The organism is Candidatus Tenderia electrophaga, from assembly GCA_001447805.1.
Taxonomy (GTDB): Bacteria; Pseudomonadota; Gammaproteobacteria; order Tenderiales; family Tenderiaceae; genus Tenderia; species Tenderia electrophaga.
On sequence record CP013099.1, the window covers coordinates 2,357,084 to 2,373,923 of the forward strand.

A 16,840-nucleotide genomic window follows, 5' to 3' on the forward strand; every position below is an offset into this window, starting at 1 on the left:
AGACAGACCAACTGCTTCGGCGTAATTTAAACCCTCATCCTGAATTCCATGTCTCGTGGCGATTCAATCCCCTTCCCGGTAATGATGCTGGCAAGGAAAAGCTGTGATGAAGCGTTAAACAGGACATTCCGTCCGACTAACACACCCGATTCAAAGGAGATTCATATGAAAAAACTACATTCATTTGCCTTATATGCATTGGTCACCCCCGTCATGACATTAGGTGCAGGTTCTTTGCTGGCTCAACAACCCACTGGCCAGAATAATGACCGTAAAATGCAGAGCGCACAGCAGGACCAGTCTCGCATACAGAACCAAGGCTATCTACGCTCTACTCCGGCTAATGGCATACAGGCGAGCAACCTGATCGGTGCCGATGTTAGAACCTCTGGTAATGAGGATGTCGGCTCGGTGAGTGACCTGATTATTGACGAGCGCGGTCAGGTCGTGGCTATTGTCGTCGGTGTCGGCGGGTTCCTGGGCATGGGCGAGAAGGACGTCGCCATTGGCTGGGGTAATGTAACCAGATCTGAAAAATCTGATAAGAGCAAGATTCAGGTTAACGTGACCCGTGACAGTCTGATGTCTGCGCCGGAATTTAAACGCGCAGATTGAATTCCAGTTACCCACTTATTAGTGGCCGTTTTCAATTGATATTTTTTAATGAAACGGCCCGGCACTGGGGCTAACTTAGTCTCAGGGTTCGACCTGAGAGCGAACAACCATGAACGAAATGGCTTCAGGTCGAAATGTTTATCAACCACTCATTTAGAAGGAGTCACTCATGAAGAACACGGCAGCAGTAATATGTTTCTTAACCACCGTTATACCCGGTCTGTCGATGGCGCAGCTTGGATATGGTCCCGTCGAAGGGGATCGAGAGTTGTCCGTTGCCGGGACCGGCAGTAGCGAATCGGATTTCGACAACGGAAGCTTCGGCATCACCGGCGACATGGGCTGGTATTTCCGTGACAACATGGTCGCGGGGGTGCGTCAAAGCATCAATTACGCCAGCATCGAAGGGGCGTCGCTGAACGATGATTTCTGGAATGGCTCGACACGCGGCTACCTGAATTATCAATTCGGCTCGTCGCAATGGCGACCCTTCGTCGGCGGCAGTCTTGGCATGATCTATGGTGATGGCGTCAACAACAGCGGCTTTGCCGGGGTGGAGCTGGGATTGAAGTATTATGTCCTCGCCAAGACCTACATCCTGGCCCGCCTGGACTATCAGTGGTTCTTTGATGACTCGGACGACATCGATGACACCTTTGACGACGGCGCCTGGCAAAACACGGTAGGCATAGGTTTTAACTTCTGAATGTCGGCACGTTCGCGTTGTCTGCAGCCGACGGCGCTGCGGTAGGTGATGTAATGCCCGAGCAGTTGAGTCATCGGGTCTTCATTTACCGCATTCTCAGCCAGATAAGTAAGCATTCTCGGCGTCCCGCTCGTAACCCTTGCCGTTCGAGAAAAACGGCCGGCACGGTGGACGATGCTGTGCGCCAATTGTGTGATTTACTGATAACTCGGCGCTTTGACCCAACGGTACCGGGCCGTGCCATCCCATCGGGGCGGTCAATGTACGTATGTGGAAGTGAATATTTAGATTCAGCGCCGAGCCAAACCAATAGGTCAAGGTGACTGCTCCCGTATGCGCCGTCTTGTGGACTACCCCCGGTACCATAGACACCTCGCAACCTCATTTTGAGGCATGTTCGAATGCCTCGGGACTGAACCCACCAAGATGACTATGACGTCGTATACGGTTGTAGAACATCTCGATGTAATCGAAGACGTCGGCCCTGGCAAGATCACGGGTTTTATAGATCCGTTTCTTTTCATGTTCCTTCTTTAGGCTGCTGAAGAAAGATTCTGCCACGGCATTGTCCCAGCAGTTGCCGCGTCGCCTCATGCTGGGTTCCAGGTTATTGGCTTTCAGAAAGCGCAACCAGTCATCACTGCCATACTGTGAGCCCTGGTCGGAGTGTATCATCACTCGACTTTGGGGGCGACGACGCCACACTGCCATGATCAATGCATCCAGCACCAGCTCACGGGCTAGCATCGGCTTTACCGACCAGCCCACCACCTTGCGCGAATACAGATCGACCACGACAGCCAGATACAGCCAACCCTGCCAGGTCCTGAGGTAAGTGATATCCGTCACCCAGGCTACGAGGCCGGAGATGTCCACAATACTCGGGGAAGTCCACACCACCTGACAGGCAATACCTGTACAGGTTATCCTATCCGCCTAGAAACGGATTCCAGCGTTTTTCCATTGCACCCCGGCGGCAAATCATTGAGTATGGGTTAACACGTTTTTGACTTCCCTCTCACTCACGAAGGTGTGGATACAGGGGGTCCACTACTGCCTTGCCGGATCGGTTAACCCATGACGGACGTGTCATCAATACCGGAAAAGAGGGTTACCCCTTCAGGCGCCCTACTTGTCAACAACAGCAGCACAAAAAACTAGAAAAAAACAATAAAATCAGGCCATAATCTGACCAGACAGGCGTGTCATTTTTCAGATGCGACACCCCTGGGTCAATTTTAAATGCACATCAACATTAGACACACCAGGTCATCGAAATGAAATCTTTCAGTTTTACCGTATTACTGTTTCTTTTCTGGATCTTTTTGTCGGGACATCTGGAACCCCTACTGCTGGGGCTGGGGATGGCATCTGTCGCGCTCACGGTTTTCCTGTCACGGCGGATGAATGTCATCGATCATGAAAGCTATCCGCTGCATCTCTCGGCGAAGTTCCCCGGCTTTTTTGTCTATATACTCCGAGAGATCGTCAAGGCAAATATCGATGTTGTTAGACGGATCCTGAGCTGGAGGGCGACGCCGATAAGTCCGCAGATGATCGAAATCCCACAGCCGCAGGAATCCGATCTGGGGGCGGTGATTTACGCCAATTCCATCACCTTGACCCCCGGCACGGTCACGATCAGCTTATCGAAGAACAGTCTCACCGTTCATGCGCTCAGCAAGGAGGCGGCCAACGAGCTTGCCACGGGCGCCATGTCAGACGAGATATCTAACCGGGTTTTCAAACAATAGTGTTTATCGCAGCTGCACTGGCGATCCTTGTGACGATGGGATTGGCCCTCGCGCGCGCGCTTGCCGGGCCCACGACCTATGATCGTATTGCGGCGGTCAACATGTTTGGCACCAAGACTGTGCTGCTGATCGCTGTCTTGGCGTTTATCTCCGGCAGAGGTGATCTGCTGGATATTGCGCTGGTCTATGCCTTGATCAATTTCATAGGTGTCGTCGCAGCGCTGAGGCTGGTCACTCGAGGCGATTTTCACTCCTCCGACAGTGATGAAAGCGAAGCTAAGTAAGGGAGCGCCGGAATTATTATCGACATCCTCAGTTGGATCTGTCTGTTGGCCGGCGGGGCGCTGGGTATCGTTGGCGGCATCGGCATCCACCGTTTCCCCGACTTTTACAGTCGCCTGCACGCTGCCGGAATAACCGATACTCTTTGCGCCATGTTGATCCTGTTGGGCCTTGGACTACAGGCCGGCTGGAGTCTCACCGCCTTTAAATTGACCTTGATTTTTGTGTTCCTCTTTTTTACCAGCCCGACCGCGTCCCACGCGCTGGCAAACGCGGCGCTGCACAGTGGCCTGCGACCCAGGCTGGATAACAATGAACCTGGAGCCGGATCATGATCGATACTGTTATCGATGTCACTTTGCTGGCCTTTTTGGCGATCACCGCAGTAGCTATCTTGCGCCTGACAAACCTGTTTGCCATCGTCATGCTGTACGGGATTTTCAGTCTGCTGTCAGCCGGTCTGTTTGTGGTTATGGATGCCCCCGACGTCGCTTTCACCGAGGCGGCAGTGGGGGCGGGAATCTCCACGGTATTGCTATTGGCCACCCTGGCCTTGGTCAAAAGATCACAAAAGCCCTACTACGTAGAGGCGCCGCGGACCCACCGTCCATGGTTGCCGCTAATCGTCGCGGTCATAACAGGTTCAGCACTGGTTTACGGCACCTGGGATATCCCGGGGTTTGGTGCGGCCGAGGCGCCGGCACAAAGTCATGTTGCGCGCTACTACATCGACAATGCATTGCAGGAAACGGGTGTGCCGAATGTTGTTACCGCGGTACTGGCGAGTTATCGCGGGTTTGACACCCTGGGCGAGGTCGTGGTGGTTTATACCGCTGGCGTGGCTGTGCTGCTGCTGATCGGTGGGAGGCGCGCCAAAATGGCGGCCAAACCCAAGCACGAGGAGAGACCAGATGAGTCCTAACCTTATCCTGCATGTTATTGCCAAATTCGTTATTCCACTGATTATTCTGTTTGCACTCTATGTTCAGTTTCATGGCGATTTCGGGCCGGGTGGCGGTTTTCAGGCCGGGGTCATTTTCAGCGCCGCGCTCATTCTTTACGCCTTGGTGTTCGGGCTTGACGCCGCAGAAAAGATCATCCCCTCACATTGGTTACACAGACTGGCTGCGCTGGGCGTGGTGATCTATGCCGGGGTTGGAGTGGTGTCCTTGCTGTTAGGTGGCAATTATCTCGATTACACAGTGATGGGCAGCACTCAGATTGCCGGGCAACATCTGGGAATTCTGCTGGTGGAGCTGGGCGTGGGGATTACGGTGACATCGGTTATGTTGATTCTTTTTTTTGCCTTCGCAGGCAGGGCTAGAGAATGATGGATTTCTTTATTGGCCACTACAACTACTGGATCGTGATTTTTTTAATGATGGTCGGGCTCTATACGGTAATAAGCCGCGGCAACCTGATAAAAAAGATTATCGGCCTGAATATCTTCCAGGTCTCGGTCTTTATTCTCTATATCAGCCTCGGCACCGTGGAGGGCGGGGCGGCGCCTATTATCACTGAGGGCGTCGAGGTCTATTCCAACCCCCTACCCCATGTGTTGATCCTAACTGCCATCGTGGTGGGCGTGGCAACGACGGCGCTGGCGCTGGCTTTGGTGGTACGCATCAAAGAGTCCTACGGCACCATTGAAGAGAATGAAATTCATAATCAGGATCATTCGCTGTAATGGAGAATCATTTTAGCCTGTTGTTGGTGGTGGTACCGCTGATCGCAGCGCCTGTGGTCGCCGTATTGCCCCGTGGCCGATGGCCCTGGGCGGTTGCGTTTATTGTTGCGGCCTCGTGTGCCGTACTTGCCGGGATGCAGCTGTGGACGGTGGTTCATGAGGGGACCATCAGTTACGCACTGGGTGGCTGGGCGCCGCCCTGGGGGATTGAGTACCGTATCGATGCCGTCAATGCCTTCATGGCCTTGATCGTAGCCGCTATTGCTGCGATCACACTACCCTATGCTTTACTCAGCGCAGAGCGGGAGATCCCTGATGAAAAGATCCCGCTTTTCTATAGCGCCATGCTGCTCTGTTTGGCCGGTCTTCTGGGGATCACTCAGACCGGTGATATCTTTAACGTGTTTGTCTTTCTGGAGATATCATCACTTTCCTCCTACGCATTGATCAGCCTTGGTAAAAAGCGGCAAGCGCTCACTGCCGCCTATCAATATCTGATCATGGGCACCATCGGTGCCACCTTCTATTTGATTGGCGTCGGCCTGATCTATTCCCAAACCGGCAGCCTGAATATGCTGGATGTCGCAAGCATTCTACCCGGCGTGCAGCATCTGAAAACGGTGGAAACCGGCTTCGCCTTCATCATGATCGGCATCGCACTCAAGCTGGCACTGTTTCCTCTGCATCTCTGGCTGCCCAATGCCTACACCTACGCACCTTCAGTGGTCACTGTTTTTCTGGCAGCGACGGCTACAAAAGTAGCGGTCTATGTGCTGCTGCGCATACTGTTTACGGTTTTTCCGGAGGGCTTTGCGCTGGCCACGCCCGCCAACGAACTGTTCATCGTTGCAGGTATCACCGGCATTATCAGTGCCTCGATCTATGCCATCTACCAGGCGGATGTCAAACGATTGCTGGCCTACTCCAGCGTGGCGCAAATCGGTTATATGGCGCTGGGGATCGGGCTTGCATCGACGGCAGGCATCGCCGCCGCACTGATCCACCTGTTCAACCATGCCTTGATGAAGGGTGCACTATTCATGGCGGTCGGCGCGATCATCTACCGTATCGGCGCATGCCGTATGGAAGAGATACAGGGCCTCGGCAGGACGATGCCCTGGACCTTCGGCGCCATCGTCATCGCTGGTCTTAGCCTCATCGGCGTACCGGGTACCGCCGGTTTCGTCAGCAAATGGTATCTGGTAATCGCAGCGCTTGAGCAACAGGCGTGGATCTCTGTCGCCGTTATCCTGCTCGGTTCTCTGCTGGCTGTGGTCTACATCGGCAAGATCATAGAGGCTCTCTACTTCAAGCCGGTCACGGACGCCGGAAAAACAGTCAGCGAGGCGCCCATGTTGCTGCTGGTACCGACCTGGCTCCTGGTGCTTGCCAATCTCTACTTCGGTCTGGATACCGACCTGACTGTAGGCGTGGCTGAGAAAGCGGCGGCCGTTCTTGGAGGCATGGCCCCATGAGTGCCGAGATTCTGCTGCTGACAACCCTCCTGCTACCGCTGGTGGGCGCGGCCGGCATTATTATTGCCCGCCACACCCCTGATATTAGAGAGGGGATCACGCTGCTGACATCGACGCTGATCGCCATCCTGGTGCTGATGATCGCAGCGCGCTTCATGGATGGCGAGCAGTTTACCCTCACCGTGATGGAGCCACTGCCGGGCATCGCCATCGCCTTCGAGATCGAGGCATTGGGGATGCTATTTGCCCTGGTTGCCGGACTGTTGTGGGTGGTGACCTCGATCTACGCCATCGGTTATATGCGCAGCCATAACGAGCAGAATCAGACACGATTCTTCGCCGCATTTGCCGTGTCTATCGCCGCGACGATGGGCATCGCCTTCTCGGCCAACCTGTTCACGCTGTTCCTGTTCTATGAGATGTTGACTCTGGCCACCTGGCCGCTGGTCACCCATGCCGGCACAGCTGAAGCGAAGCGCGGCGGACGTACTTATCTCGGCATCTTACTCGGCACATCCATCGGCCTGTTCCTGCTGGCCATCCTGGTCACATGGTCGCTTACCGGCCGTGTCGACTTCCAGCACGGCGGTATACTGTCCGGCCATATCGATCCTGCCTGGGCCGGTTTGCTCTATGCTCTGTTCCTGTTCGGTATCGGCAAGGCCGCCGTGATGCCCTTCCACCGCTGGCTACCCGCGGCGATGGTGGCGCCCACGCCGGTCAGCGCCCTGCTGCACGCGGTAGCCGTGGTCAAGGCCGGTGTCTTCACCCTGCTTAAGGTGACGATCTACATCTTTGGTGGCGAATTCATCCTTTCCAATGATGTGACCGGCGGCCTGATCTGGGTAGCCGCCGCCACCATATTGATCGCCTCCATGGTTGCGATGACCCAGGACAATCTCAAGGCACGGCTGGCCTACTCCACCGTCAGCCAACTGAGTTACATTGTACTGGGGGCCATGTTGGCCAGCAAAGCGGGGTTGATAGGCGCCTCCATGCATATCGCGATGCATGCCTTTGCCAAGATCACCCTGTTTTTTGCCGCAGGCGCCATTTTCGTCGCCAGCCATAAAAAACGGGTCAGCGAGCTGGATGGGCTGGGTCGCGCCATGCCCGTCACCTTTGCGGCCTTCTTTATCGGCACCTTGAGCATCATCGGTATGCCACCTTTCGGCGGCATGTGGAGCAAGTGGTACCTTGGCCTGGGTGCGGTAGAGACGGCACAGCTGTTGCTGCTTGCCGTATTGATGATCAGCTCACTACTCAACATCATGTATCTGCTGCCCATCCCTATCCGCGCCTTTTTCAGCAAACCGGAGAGTGGTGAACACTATAGCAACATCGCGGAAGCGCCGACGCCGATGCTGCTGGCAATGGTGATTACCTCGACCGCCTGCGTCATCCTCTTCTTCTATCCCGACCCTTTCTATCGACTGGCGGGTTTAGCTGCCGGAGGCTACTGACATGTCAGATAAAAAAGAGAAAATCCATTTATTTGACCGGCCGGAGAATGTTAAACGCTTGCTCACGGGCTTCTATGCCATCTGCATTCTGCTGCTGCTGGCCGACTTTGTGCTGCACCGCCACGTCGGCTTTGACTGGGAGAAGATACCGGCGTTTTACGCCTTGTACGGCTTTATCGCCTGCGTCCTGCTGGTTCTCATTGCGAAGAAACTACGCAATGTCGTGATGCGCAAGGAAGACTATTACGATGAGTGAGTTCCCCCCGTTTCTGCTCTTTTTTGGAGCGGCGGTATTAGTTGCCATTACCCGCGGCTTGCCACGACAACTGATACTGCTGGCAACCCCCGTAATTACGGGACTCTATCTCTGGCTGGGCATCAATCCCGAAGCCGATGTCGCTTATACCCTCATGAGCTATGAGCTCACGCTCGTACGGGCGGATAAACTCAGCTTGCTGTTCGGCTATCTGTTCTGTATCGCCAGCTTTTTTGCAGGCATCTTCTCCCTCCATGTAGAGGATACAAAACAGCATATTGCCGGGGTGATGTACGCGGGCAGCGCATTGGGTGCGGTATTTTCCGGTGATCTGATCACCCTGTTCATCTTTTGGGAGCTGTTGGCGATAAGTTCCGTGTTTCTCATCTGGGCACGCGGCACAGAGCGGGCATTGCGGGCCGGCATGCGCTATCTGGTCTTTCAGGTCCTGTCGGGGGTACTGCTGCTGGCCGGCGCACTGGTCTACTATCGCAACACAGGCTCGCTCGAATTTGACCACATCGGTCTGGATGCGGGTATTGCAGGCTGGTTGATCTTTATCGCCTTCGGGATCAAAAGTGCCTTTCCGTTTCTGCACAGCTGGCTTACCGATGGCTATCCTGAAGCGACAGTGACCGGCACGGTCTTACTCTCCGCCTTTACCACCAAGGTTGCCGTCTACGCCCTTGCGCGTGGCTTTGCGGGTGAGGAAATCCTGATCTATATCGGTGTCACGATGGCTTGCTTCCCGATTTTCTACGCTGTTATCGAGAATGACCTGCGTAAAGTGCTGGCCTATAGCTTGATCAACCAGATCGGCTTCATGGTGACGGGTATTGGTATCGGCACCGCCCTGGCACTGAACGGTGCCGTTGCCCATGCGTTTAGCGACGTGATCTTTAAAGGATTGCTGTTTATGAGCATGGGTGCAGTGCTCTATCGGGTCGGCAACATCAATGGCTCGGATCTGGGTGGGCTCTATAAGTCCATGCCCAAAACAACCGTGCTCTGCATTATCGGTGCACTGTCCATCTCGGCGTTTCCGTTATTCAGTGGCTTTGTCAGCAAGTCGATGGTGATGACCGCACTGATGAAGGAGGACTATGCTTATATCTGGCTGCTGATGCTGTTTGCCTCCGCCGGTGTATTCCACCATGCAGGCATCAAGATCCCGTACTTCGCGTTTTTTGCCCATGACTCCGGCATTCGTACTCAAGAAGCGCCCCGGAATATGCTGGTTGCCATGAGTGTGGCTGCACTGCTCTGTATCTTTATTGGTACCCAGCCCCAGTATCTCTATGCGCTGCTGCCCTGGGAGATGGACTACTGGCCCTATGATACGACTCATGTCCTGGCCCAATTGCAGTTACTCTTCTTCTCCGCTCTGGCCTTTGTCTGGTTGAATAAACGAGGGTTGTATCCACCGGAGCTGCGCTCGGTCAATCTGGATATGGAGTGGTTCTATCGCAGGTTGGTGCCTGCTGGCGCGCAACGAACCCTGAACCTTCTGCACAGTGCAAAAGAAACTACGCTGGCAACAGTAAGGGCATACATGCAGGGTATGCAAAACGAATTCGGAAAATCTCCGATGGCCAAATATCATCTCTCGGAGAGTTGGCCTACCGGGAGCATGATCTTCTGGATTTCAGCCATCCTTGCTGCTTTTCTGTTGCTGGATCTCTTTGGTGTGGGGCGTTAGCCTGAAGTGGCTGAGAAAAACCCCCGATAGAGTCGATATACTCTCCTACCCCATAGCGCTATATTTATCCCTATATTCTCGCGCCAACGAGGCTTAACTTAGCGCCATTCGCTCCAGACCCGATTGATTTCTATCTCCTGCTCCACGGTGATGACATGCTTCAAATTCTCGATCAGCCCATTGTATTCTAATACCCAATAAACCATGACAAGGCCTACCCCCCTCTATTGTAAACGAGCCATTATTATCTTTTATATTCAATGGCTTATTCTCCTGCTAAATCGTAATACCATGAAAAATACCATGCTCAGAAAATCCTTAAAAATGCTCGAAAAATATTACCGACTAAGCGCCCGGATTATGAGTCAGGTGTAATAAATCTCGGGCCGGCAGCCGATGCCGTTGCGACGCAGGACGCGCGCGAATGCATCGGCATATGTCTTGGCGGTTTCGGCGGACTGGCCGATGCGTTCAGCAGAAATCGCGTAGCCGGATTTGTAGTGACGGTGGCCCCGCCCGTTCTTGCGCAACCAACGCGCAAGCGATGTGCGCCCGTCTTCGATAACGACGATAGCACCTCCGCGATCGCCCTCCATATAGACCTGGTTTTCGACCACGAGTGGCTTGGGCACAAAGGCGCTCATGGCCTCCAGACCCGCCGCATGTGCGAGGTCGTATAGCGCCTGCCAGCGCTCGTCACCTTTCAGGCTGTCAGAGACGAGAGGCGGCGGTCTGGCCTGCTCTTCAAGCGCAGCATCCTTCTCGCCCGGATAGGCGGTAACAAATGAGGCGCGCTCGCCAGGTCGCACAATCCAGCCGGTCTCGATTGTCGCGGTCTCCCCGTTCTTCCCGGTGACAGGCAGATTGGCAGTGAAGCGGACGCCATAGTCATCAATGCGCACATTTTCATAGGTAACATGACCAAGGGCATCTACAAGCTGTCCGTGAAGATAGGTCGAGTCTGATTTTGTAATACCAAGATGCTCCGCAAAGAATTTTGCCTTACCATTGTTGTCCTTGTGGTCAGGGTTGAGCAAATAGTCTGTGATTTTGGTAGCCTGTACATTGACCTCATCCGGCGCATCCGGAAGCTGGGCAAGATCCCACTCAAAGTCACGCTCCAGATTGCTTAGTGACGGGCTGTAACTCAAATCACGCATGACCTGCTGATGAACATCGAGCGCCATACGCCGCTCCATGCGCATTTCGCTGACGAGGCCACGGGCACTAAGCGTCGTGGGGAGAACTAGCGGCGGAGCGACAGCATCAAACTGATCGTAGGGTACGACCCCTAGTCCGCCAGAAGAAAACGTATCGGCCCCGATGAAAGAAAGATTGCCCGTCCCTGGTATACCGCCGCGAATATACACACGGCCTCCACGCAGGAATGCGTCCTTGAACATCACCTCAATAAACAGGTAGCGGTGAAGCGGATTGCCCAGATCGGGCGAAACGGCTCCTATATAAAGCGGATGGGAACGCAACTCCTTGTCCATCCGCTCTGCAATATCCGGCGCGACCGCCGGCACGAATGTGGCATCGAGTGAGTGGTGGCCGACATTTTCCCAAAAGGTCTCTCGATCTACCGTATGCCATCTTTCAAGGCATGACTCCACGAAGTCTCTGACGAGAGTGGCATAGAGACCCCGATCAGAACGCTCAGTATGACTCGTCTTCGAAGTCACTGGACCGTCAGGTTTGCGGCGCCTTGCCGGTTCGCCTTTGACTACTGCCGTCTTATAGGAAAGCCGCGCAAGCAGGACACCACCGCGATAAACGCGCGTCTCCACCGTGCCGTCTGGATCAGCAACTTTCAGTGCGCGCAAGAAAGCTTCGTCCAACCACTCGCCTTTCTTCACAGGCTCATGCGGTACAACGAACAAAAAAGCAACAGGCAAGGTTTCCGGCGAATCTACAGCCATGCGATACCACCATCCTGCTGTACACGCCCTACACGCCAGTTTCTACCCTTAAGAACCTCAATCTCTTGGGCGTCAAGATTGTCCCGCATTGCAATTGCCAGCAAGTGGGTTGGCCTCGTAAAAGCAACATAGTGCTGCTTGAGACGAGATTGCATGCGAGCACCTTCGGTGCCTTGGCCGGTCTTCTCGCCTAAAAGCCAGGGACGGAGCGCATTTAAATGGTGGTCGTAAAAGTAAGTATCGAGCACGAGCGTTGCCGTGTGAGTTTCGCCTTTAACCGAATGGATTGAGCCAACACGGACCTCAACGGTAGGGGCATCCGAAGGAAAGCGGTAAACATTGTCTTTGCGCCTCGCTTTTCGTACTACTTCCTCATCCGGTTCCTCATCAGGCCAGACCAGGAATTCATCCAGATGGACAGGGTTGATGTCGCCCCCTGTCAATAGCTCGGCAAGCTGAAGAATCACAGGCACCCAGGTCCCTTGCCACTCTTCTGGCCCAATGTCTGTTTCATCATCAATGATGCGCACAACGAGAGCCAGATAACGCTCTTTCAAGTCGGCCTGCCCTTCCAGCAATTCCAGGATCGAGCGATGCCGTCTCTTATGCTGCGTACGCTTCACAGCAGGATCAGCAATCTGTACAGCGCGATAAATACCGTCAGCTATGCGATCGACGACGAAATGAATATCACCATCCGCACCAGCTGCATTCCAGCCAGCTGCAATATATTGATGAAACGTCTTGGGCCTGGGCTCGGCATAGCTCATCTCATGGTCATACTCAGGCCAATAATGCGCGACAAAACGTGGTGCGTTAGTATTTTCACCGGGACGGTGAACACCACCAACAGCCGTAAATGTACCCTCCGCCAGGTCTTCGTCGGAAAACAGCGCGCGCAGGTATCTCGCGTAACATTCGAGCACGCTGGTGATCGTGTCGTCTCGAAATAGAATGACGGCATGCCTGCCGTGCGTTTCGGCTTGCACCTTATGCACGGGCGGTCCCAGCCCAATCAGACCCTGTGGATTCAGACCAAGCGGATTGGCAAGATCAGCAATTTGCTGACCGAAGCGGTGGCTATTGGGAATATCGCGCCTGATGGCATCCACGGGAAACAGGTCACTCTGCGCGCCGGTCGCCCCGGTGTGCGCATAGATCGCTTGATTAGAGTCTCCATAGCGCTGTCGAATGACAGGATCATCGCCAGCGATAAAAATACGTTGAAGCAATCGTGATTGTGACTCACTATTGTCCTGCACTTCATCAATGAAGAGCAGCGGAAATCTCTGCCGAATGATTGCGACAGCTTCCGGATGCTTGTTAAGCAAGTCTTCCGCCCACATAAACAGCTCTTCGTACCGATAGTACCCGTCTTCTGTACACTGACGAGCAAGCCGACAAAGTTGTTGTGCTGCTGGCTTATTTGGATCCACGAATACCTGATTGCCGTTTTCCTTGAGAATCAGGAAATCAGGCGACGCAACATGCCAGCTACCGACAAAGTTTACGTTGGGATGCTTCTCCTTGTTAGCGACAGTGGTTCTAAGCGCCGTGTATTGATTGAATGACAGTAGACGGCGCCGATGCTGTTCACAAAGAGCATCGTCTATAACTGCAATGGGATAACCCAGTGAACGCAGCCACGGGATGGCGAGAAATTCGTTCACGAAACCGTGAATCGTCCCGACATAGTGGGGATAGGAAAGCAGCGTTGCTCCGGTGGCCGTACGACCGAGACTGCGCTCGATTTCACGGCGCGCCGCGTTTGTGTGCGATAACACGCAGATGCCTGAGCGCCTCGACTTCCACTTCCGCGCGAGAATCGCGAGTTTGGCGATAAGCAAGGTCGTTTTGCCGCTACCGGGACAGGCTTCGACATCAAGCGTTTCATCGCTGAGCAGCACGGCCGCGCGCGGATCATTGCCATCATCTCCGTGAAATGCCGTAGGCGGTAACCCAAGCACTTCACAGGCCCACCGGATATCACGATCATCGACAGGCGGCACTCTGAACATTGGCCTAATCCTGCATCTGATCTTTTGCAGCGGGTTCGGCTTCTGGCGCTGGCGAGTCGGAGGTCACATGCTGGATAGCATCGACGATGTAATTCGGAAGAACAGCCTTCCATTCCGCCGGTATGCGCACGTGACTTTGACCAGTACGCGCGAGGATTCGTGCGAGATACTGGGCCGTGACAGACTTCGAGACTGTGCCCTTCGCGAGGGGCGCATAGATCCGGGCCGCACGCTCGTCTTCTGACATGGCCTCCTCGGCGAATGTCTTCCAGTCCTTTAGTGCCTGCCGCGTAACACCAATGGCCTTTACCGTCTCCGATGCGATGTCGTCGTCCTTCTTCGCCAAGGCAATGGCCAGAAACAGTTCGCGCCCCAGTCCGGCACGGGCAAGATCGTACTCAAGCGTCCAGTAGTCCGAAACAAAGGTCTCAACGCTCTGGCCGCTTGCCCGCGCACGGATCGCCTGTTTGTGCTGGTCCAGCTCCCCTTCCCCGAAATCTAATTCGGCCTTCCAACGGCGATTCTGGGGCTGGGGCCACGCCTCCCCGGCATTCACCTTACCGATGATCTTGGGAGCACAGTCGGGCATCACATCCGTATCGGCGATACACGCAACCGGAATGCCGATCTCGCCGCCCTCCGCGGGATTCATTCTCTGGAAAATCCGTGCATATCGCCGGAACCCGGTACCCCCGACATTGACAATGGAAACCCCGCTCTCGGTCAGACCGTGGTCAATCAACCCAGCAATTGTAGGCACAAGAATATTTTCGGCATCGCCTTCAACAATGATGACACCGCGCGCGAAGAATAGATTGGCCTTCGTTACGTCGAGGAAACGCTGCAGGAACCGGTAGTCGGAAGGACTGAGGTTCGTCTCTCCTGACGCGAGGGAAAACGCTTTTCCTCCCTGAAGCAGGAGAAGATTGTCAAGGTCGATTGCGGATGCAAGATTGGGGCTGTGTGTTGTGACAAGTATCTGAATGTCGTGGCCGCCACCGACTGGCTGCGCTCTGTCTTGCAGAAAACGCATAAGTCGAAGCTGCCGCTGCGGATGAAGATGTGCTTCGGGTTCCTCAATCATCAGGAACGGGAAACCATCCTCTTCGGAACCGAGCAGAAGCAGTTCACAAGCCATGAACAGGATATTGTTCGAGCCGAGTCCTCTGTTGCGTGGCAAATGATCGGCTCCGGCCTCTTGAAGCTGAAGCTCAAGCTTTTCCAGGAGTTGCCGCAATCTCGCCGCTTCATCACCGGTCGCTACACCGATATCACCGCTAAGATCGGAGCCTGCAAAGGACAGATTCTTTAGATAGTCTTCGTTCAGTCGGTCGCGTGCACCCGTGAGGCCGACGTGACCTTTGAGGAGCGCGTTGGCGAAGTCCCCAATTCCAAGAATGCTGAGCGTTGCCGGGTCAGCCGGCGGACCAGCGGCATGGTCGTATGGCACACCGGCTGTAGCGATGTCGTCCGTGTACTGGAGAATATGCGAAAGACGTGATCCACGTCCAGCAGACAGCGCACGCTCTGCGTCTCGCAGGGGACGAAGATAGGTTGCGCAAAGCAGGTTTCGACTCTCCGGGTCGAAAACCGGGCCATCCGCGTCGACGCCGGAGCGGACTTCAACTGACACATAACGGCGGTGTCTTGCGCGCCTTTCGGTGGCGAGCGCTTTCCAGTTCAGGTAGATGACAGGTACGCGACTGCCTTCGTGCTCTTCATATGTCAGATATTCGGCAAATGCACCGGTGTCAGAACGTGTAAGCCCAGCGAAGCTGGCAGCGTATGCGAATCTCTTTACTCTGCGTGCCTTCAGCGGGGCAGTGAAAGTCATCATCATCGATGCGAAAATATTCCTGATCACGGGTACCGAGCGCAAGCCGCAGCGCGTCAACAATTACGGTCTTCCCGGAGTCGTTTTCGCCAACGATTGCGGTTAGTCCCGGCCGCAATCTGAGCAGGGCGGCATTCTCGCCCTCACCAAACAGGCGGAAGTTCTCGACTTTGAGCTCCGAAATATACATCGCCGCCTCTCGTACGTCATTCGTTAGCTATGAGCCACTTCCCAGATGACCAAACCACTTGTTCTAAGCAGCAATTTCAATCTTGATATTCTTACCCAACGCTCTGGCTGCACGCTCCAGGGTCAGCAGCGTCACTGAAGGATTATCGGGATCAAGCAACCGTTCCAATGCGGAGCGGCTGGTTTTCATCCGCTTGGCCAGTTGGGTCTTGTTGAGTTTCTGCGCCTTCATCAATTCCTCGAGTTGAAAGGCAAGCACACGTTTAACTGCGATAGCTTCCGCTTCCGCAAGCACACCTTCCTCTTCCAGAAAATCATCGAAGTTACTGCCAATGTGTTTGCTCATGTTACTTCTCCAGGTTGGCTTTGCGATCTTTAGCCAATTGCAAATCAGCTTGAGGTGTCTTCTGGGATTTCTTGATGAAGCCATGCAGCAAAATCATCTTTTCACCCTTTACTGTAAACAGAATTCGAGCAATACGTTGATCAAGCCGACACCTGACTTCCCATAGTCCGGGCTCCATTTTTCGAACCACTGGCATTCCGATAGGCCAGCCATATTGAACGGTCTTAATGTCGCCACCGATCGTCCTCTTGTCTTGTTTGCTCAGGCCCTGTAACCACACGCGAACCGGTTCATTTCCCGACTCCGTTCGGTAAAAAACCACTTCAAGAGGCATATCGGCATCCATGTGAAAAAGTGTACCATATTTGGTACAATTTACAAGCCTTTGATCATGAAAGCTAGAAATCTGAGAACAAACAACTTTGCCGCCCAGAGAGGGAGGGAAGTGATGTGAATGAGTTCATGGTCCTACAGGCGCCTGATCCAGTGTGACTCGTACTTGGTAACCAATACCATGACGGGCTCGACATGCATGGCATGGTATAGGTGCGTCACGCTGATTGTGAGTATGGCGATACCATGATCTATACCATT

At 54.2% G+C, this 16,840-nt stretch carries 16 protein-coding genes and 2 pseudogenes; 12 read left to right on the top strand and 6 right to left on the bottom strand.

Annotated elements, in window-relative coordinates:
- The first annotated feature begins 165 nt into the window (after nucleotides 1-165).
- Together Tel_10815 and Tel_10820 are read left to right on the top strand one after the other, a co-directional pair.
- Nucleotides 166-615 (top strand): hypothetical protein, encoded by a 450-nt coding sequence (locus tag Tel_10815; GenBank protein ALP53583.1) that lies wholly within the window; start codon nucleotides 166-168, stop codon nucleotides 613-615.
- A gap of 169 nt (nucleotides 616-784) precedes the next feature.
- A complete protein-coding gene (locus Tel_10820; protein ID ALP53584.1) occupies nucleotides 785-1,321 on the top strand; it encodes a hypothetical protein in 537 nt (178 codons plus the stop codon).
- 381 nt (nucleotides 1,322-1,702) lie between these two features.
- Here the strand turns inward: Tel_10820 and Tel_10825 are convergent.
- Nucleotides 1,703-2,173: pseudogene (locus Tel_10825) on the bottom strand (transposase).
- 425 nt (nucleotides 2,174-2,598) lie between these two features.
- Between Tel_10825 and Tel_10830 the strand changes: the two are divergent.
- From Tel_10830 to Tel_10875, 10 genes are read left to right on the top strand one after another with little or no spacing between them, the layout of a single operon-like run.
- On the top strand, nucleotides 2,599-3,075 hold the full coding sequence (locus Tel_10830; protein ALP53585.1) for a hypothetical protein: 477 nt from the start codon (nucleotides 2,599-2,601) through the stop codon (nucleotides 3,073-3,075).
- Nucleotides 3,075-3,359: a pH regulation protein F gene (locus tag Tel_10835; GenBank protein ID ALP53586.1), complete on the top strand. Its 285-nt coding sequence runs from the start codon at nucleotides 3,075-3,077 to the stop codon at nucleotides 3,357-3,359. Before Tel_10830 ends, Tel_10835 begins: the two co-directional genes overlap by 1 nt.
- A gap of 15 nt (nucleotides 3,360-3,374) precedes the next feature.
- Nucleotides 3,375-3,692, top strand: coding sequence for a sodium:proton antiporter (locus Tel_10840; protein ALP53587.1), 318 nt, complete (start codon nucleotides 3,375-3,377; stop codon nucleotides 3,690-3,692).
- Complete coding sequence (locus Tel_10845; protein ID ALP53588.1) at nucleotides 3,689-4,279, top strand: cation:proton antiporter; 591 nt, start codon at nucleotides 3,689-3,691, stop codon at nucleotides 4,277-4,279. Before Tel_10840 ends, Tel_10845 begins: the two co-directional genes overlap by 4 nt.
- Nucleotides 4,269-4,688 carry a cation:proton antiporter gene (locus tag Tel_10850; GenBank protein ALP53589.1) on the top strand — a complete coding sequence of 140 codons (420 nt, stop codon included), beginning with the start codon at nucleotides 4,269-4,271 and terminating at the stop codon, nucleotides 4,686-4,688. Before Tel_10845 ends, Tel_10850 begins: the two co-directional genes overlap by 11 nt.
- Nucleotides 4,688-5,044, top strand: a complete 357-nt coding sequence (locus Tel_10855) for an NADH-ubiquinone oxidoreductase subunit 4L (GenBank protein ID ALP54839.1) — start codon at nucleotides 4,688-4,690, stop codon at nucleotides 5,042-5,044. Before Tel_10850 ends, Tel_10855 begins: the two co-directional genes overlap by 1 nt.
- Nucleotides 5,044-6,519 carry a cation:proton antiporter gene (locus tag Tel_10860; GenBank protein ALP53590.1) on the top strand — a complete coding sequence of 492 codons (1,476 nt, stop codon included), beginning with the start codon at nucleotides 5,044-5,046 and terminating at the stop codon, nucleotides 6,517-6,519. Before Tel_10855 ends, Tel_10860 begins: the two co-directional genes overlap by 1 nt.
- A complete protein-coding gene (locus Tel_10865; GenBank protein ALP53591.1) occupies nucleotides 6,516-7,982 on the top strand; it encodes a cation:proton antiporter in 1,467 nt (488 codons plus the stop codon). Before Tel_10860 ends, Tel_10865 begins: the two co-directional genes overlap by 4 nt.
- Nucleotide 7,983: 1 nt before the next feature.
- Complete coding sequence (locus Tel_10870) at nucleotides 7,984-8,238, top strand: hypothetical protein (GenBank protein ID ALP53592.1); 255 nt, start codon at nucleotides 7,984-7,986, stop codon at nucleotides 8,236-8,238.
- The gene (locus Tel_10875) at nucleotides 8,225-9,937 is read left to right on the top strand and encodes a cation:proton antiporter (GenBank protein ALP53593.1); all 1,713 of its coding nucleotides are present in this window, start codon (nucleotides 8,225-8,227) and stop codon (nucleotides 9,935-9,937) included. The genes Tel_10870 and Tel_10875 overlap by 14 nt, the downstream gene beginning before the upstream one ends.
- A gap of 365 nt (nucleotides 9,938-10,302) precedes the next feature.
- On the opposite strand, the gene Tel_10880 is transcribed toward Tel_10875, so the two are convergent.
- The 5 genes and pseudogenes from Tel_10880 to Tel_10900 form a co-directional block, all read right to left on the bottom strand.
- Nucleotides 10,303-11,859 (bottom strand): hypothetical protein, encoded by a 1,557-nt coding sequence (locus tag Tel_10880; protein ID ALP53594.1) that lies wholly within the window; start codon nucleotides 11,857-11,859, stop codon nucleotides 10,303-10,305.
- Nucleotides 11,850-13,877, bottom strand: a complete 2,028-nt coding sequence (locus tag Tel_10885; GenBank protein ID ALP53595.1) for a hypothetical protein — start codon at nucleotides 13,875-13,877, stop codon at nucleotides 11,850-11,852. Before Tel_10885 ends, Tel_10880 begins: the two co-directional genes overlap by 10 nt.
- A gap of 4 nt (nucleotides 13,878-13,881) precedes the next feature.
- A pseudogene (locus Tel_10890) lies at nucleotides 13,882-15,901 on the bottom strand (ATP-dependent endonuclease).
- 63 nt (nucleotides 15,902-15,964) lie between these two features.
- Complete coding sequence (locus tag Tel_10895; GenBank protein ID ALP53596.1) at nucleotides 15,965-16,246, bottom strand: Fis family transcriptional regulator; 282 nt, start codon at nucleotides 16,244-16,246, stop codon at nucleotides 15,965-15,967.
- Nucleotide 16,247: 1 nt separating this feature from the next.
- Nucleotides 16,248-16,592 (bottom strand): hypothetical protein, encoded by a 345-nt coding sequence (locus tag Tel_10900; GenBank protein ALP53597.1) that lies wholly within the window; start codon nucleotides 16,590-16,592, stop codon nucleotides 16,248-16,250.
- Between the last annotated feature and the right edge of the window lie 248 nt (nucleotides 16,593-16,840).

Bases quoted from the DNA above. Each gene is read 5' to 3' on its own strand.
- Tel_10815 (ALP53583.1), top strand. From the start codon at position 166: ATGAAAAAACTACATTCATTTGCCTTATATGCATTGGTCACCCCCGTC.
- Tel_10820 (ALP53584.1), top strand. From the start codon at position 785: ATGAAGAACACGGCAGCAGTAATATGTTTCTTAACCACCGTTATACCC.
- Tel_10830 (ALP53585.1), top strand. From the start codon at position 2,599: ATGAAATCTTTCAGTTTTACCGTATTACTGTTTCTTTTCTGGATCTTT.
- Tel_10845 (ALP53588.1), top strand. From the start codon at position 3,689: ATGATCGATACTGTTATCGATGTCACTTTGCTGGCCTTTTTGGCGATC.
- Tel_10850 (ALP53589.1), top strand. From the start codon at position 4,269: ATGAGTCCTAACCTTATCCTGCATGTTATTGCCAAATTCGTTATTCCA.
- Tel_10855 (ALP54839.1), top strand. From the start codon at position 4,688: ATGGATTTCTTTATTGGCCACTACAACTACTGGATCGTGATTTTTTTA.
- Tel_10860 (ALP53590.1), top strand. From the start codon at position 5,044: ATGGAGAATCATTTTAGCCTGTTGTTGGTGGTGGTACCGCTGATCGCA.
- Tel_10865 (ALP53591.1), top strand. From the start codon at position 6,516: ATGAGTGCCGAGATTCTGCTGCTGACAACCCTCCTGCTACCGCTGGTG.
- Tel_10870 (ALP53592.1), top strand. From the start codon at position 7,984: ATGTCAGATAAAAAAGAGAAAATCCATTTATTTGACCGGCCGGAGAAT.
- Tel_10880 (ALP53594.1), bottom strand. From the start codon at position 11,859: ATGGCTGTAGATTCGCCGGAAACCTTGCCTGTTGCTTTTTTGTTCGTT.
- Tel_10885 (ALP53595.1), bottom strand. From the start codon at position 13,877: ATGTTCAGAGTGCCGCCTGTCGATGATCGTGATATCCGGTGGGCCTGT.
- Tel_10895 (ALP53596.1), bottom strand. From the start codon at position 16,246: ATGAGCAAACACATTGGCAGTAACTTCGATGATTTTCTGGAAGAGGAA.
- Tel_10900 (ALP53597.1), bottom strand. From the start codon at position 16,592: ATGGATGCCGATATGCCTCTTGAAGTGGTTTTTTACCGAACGGAGTCG.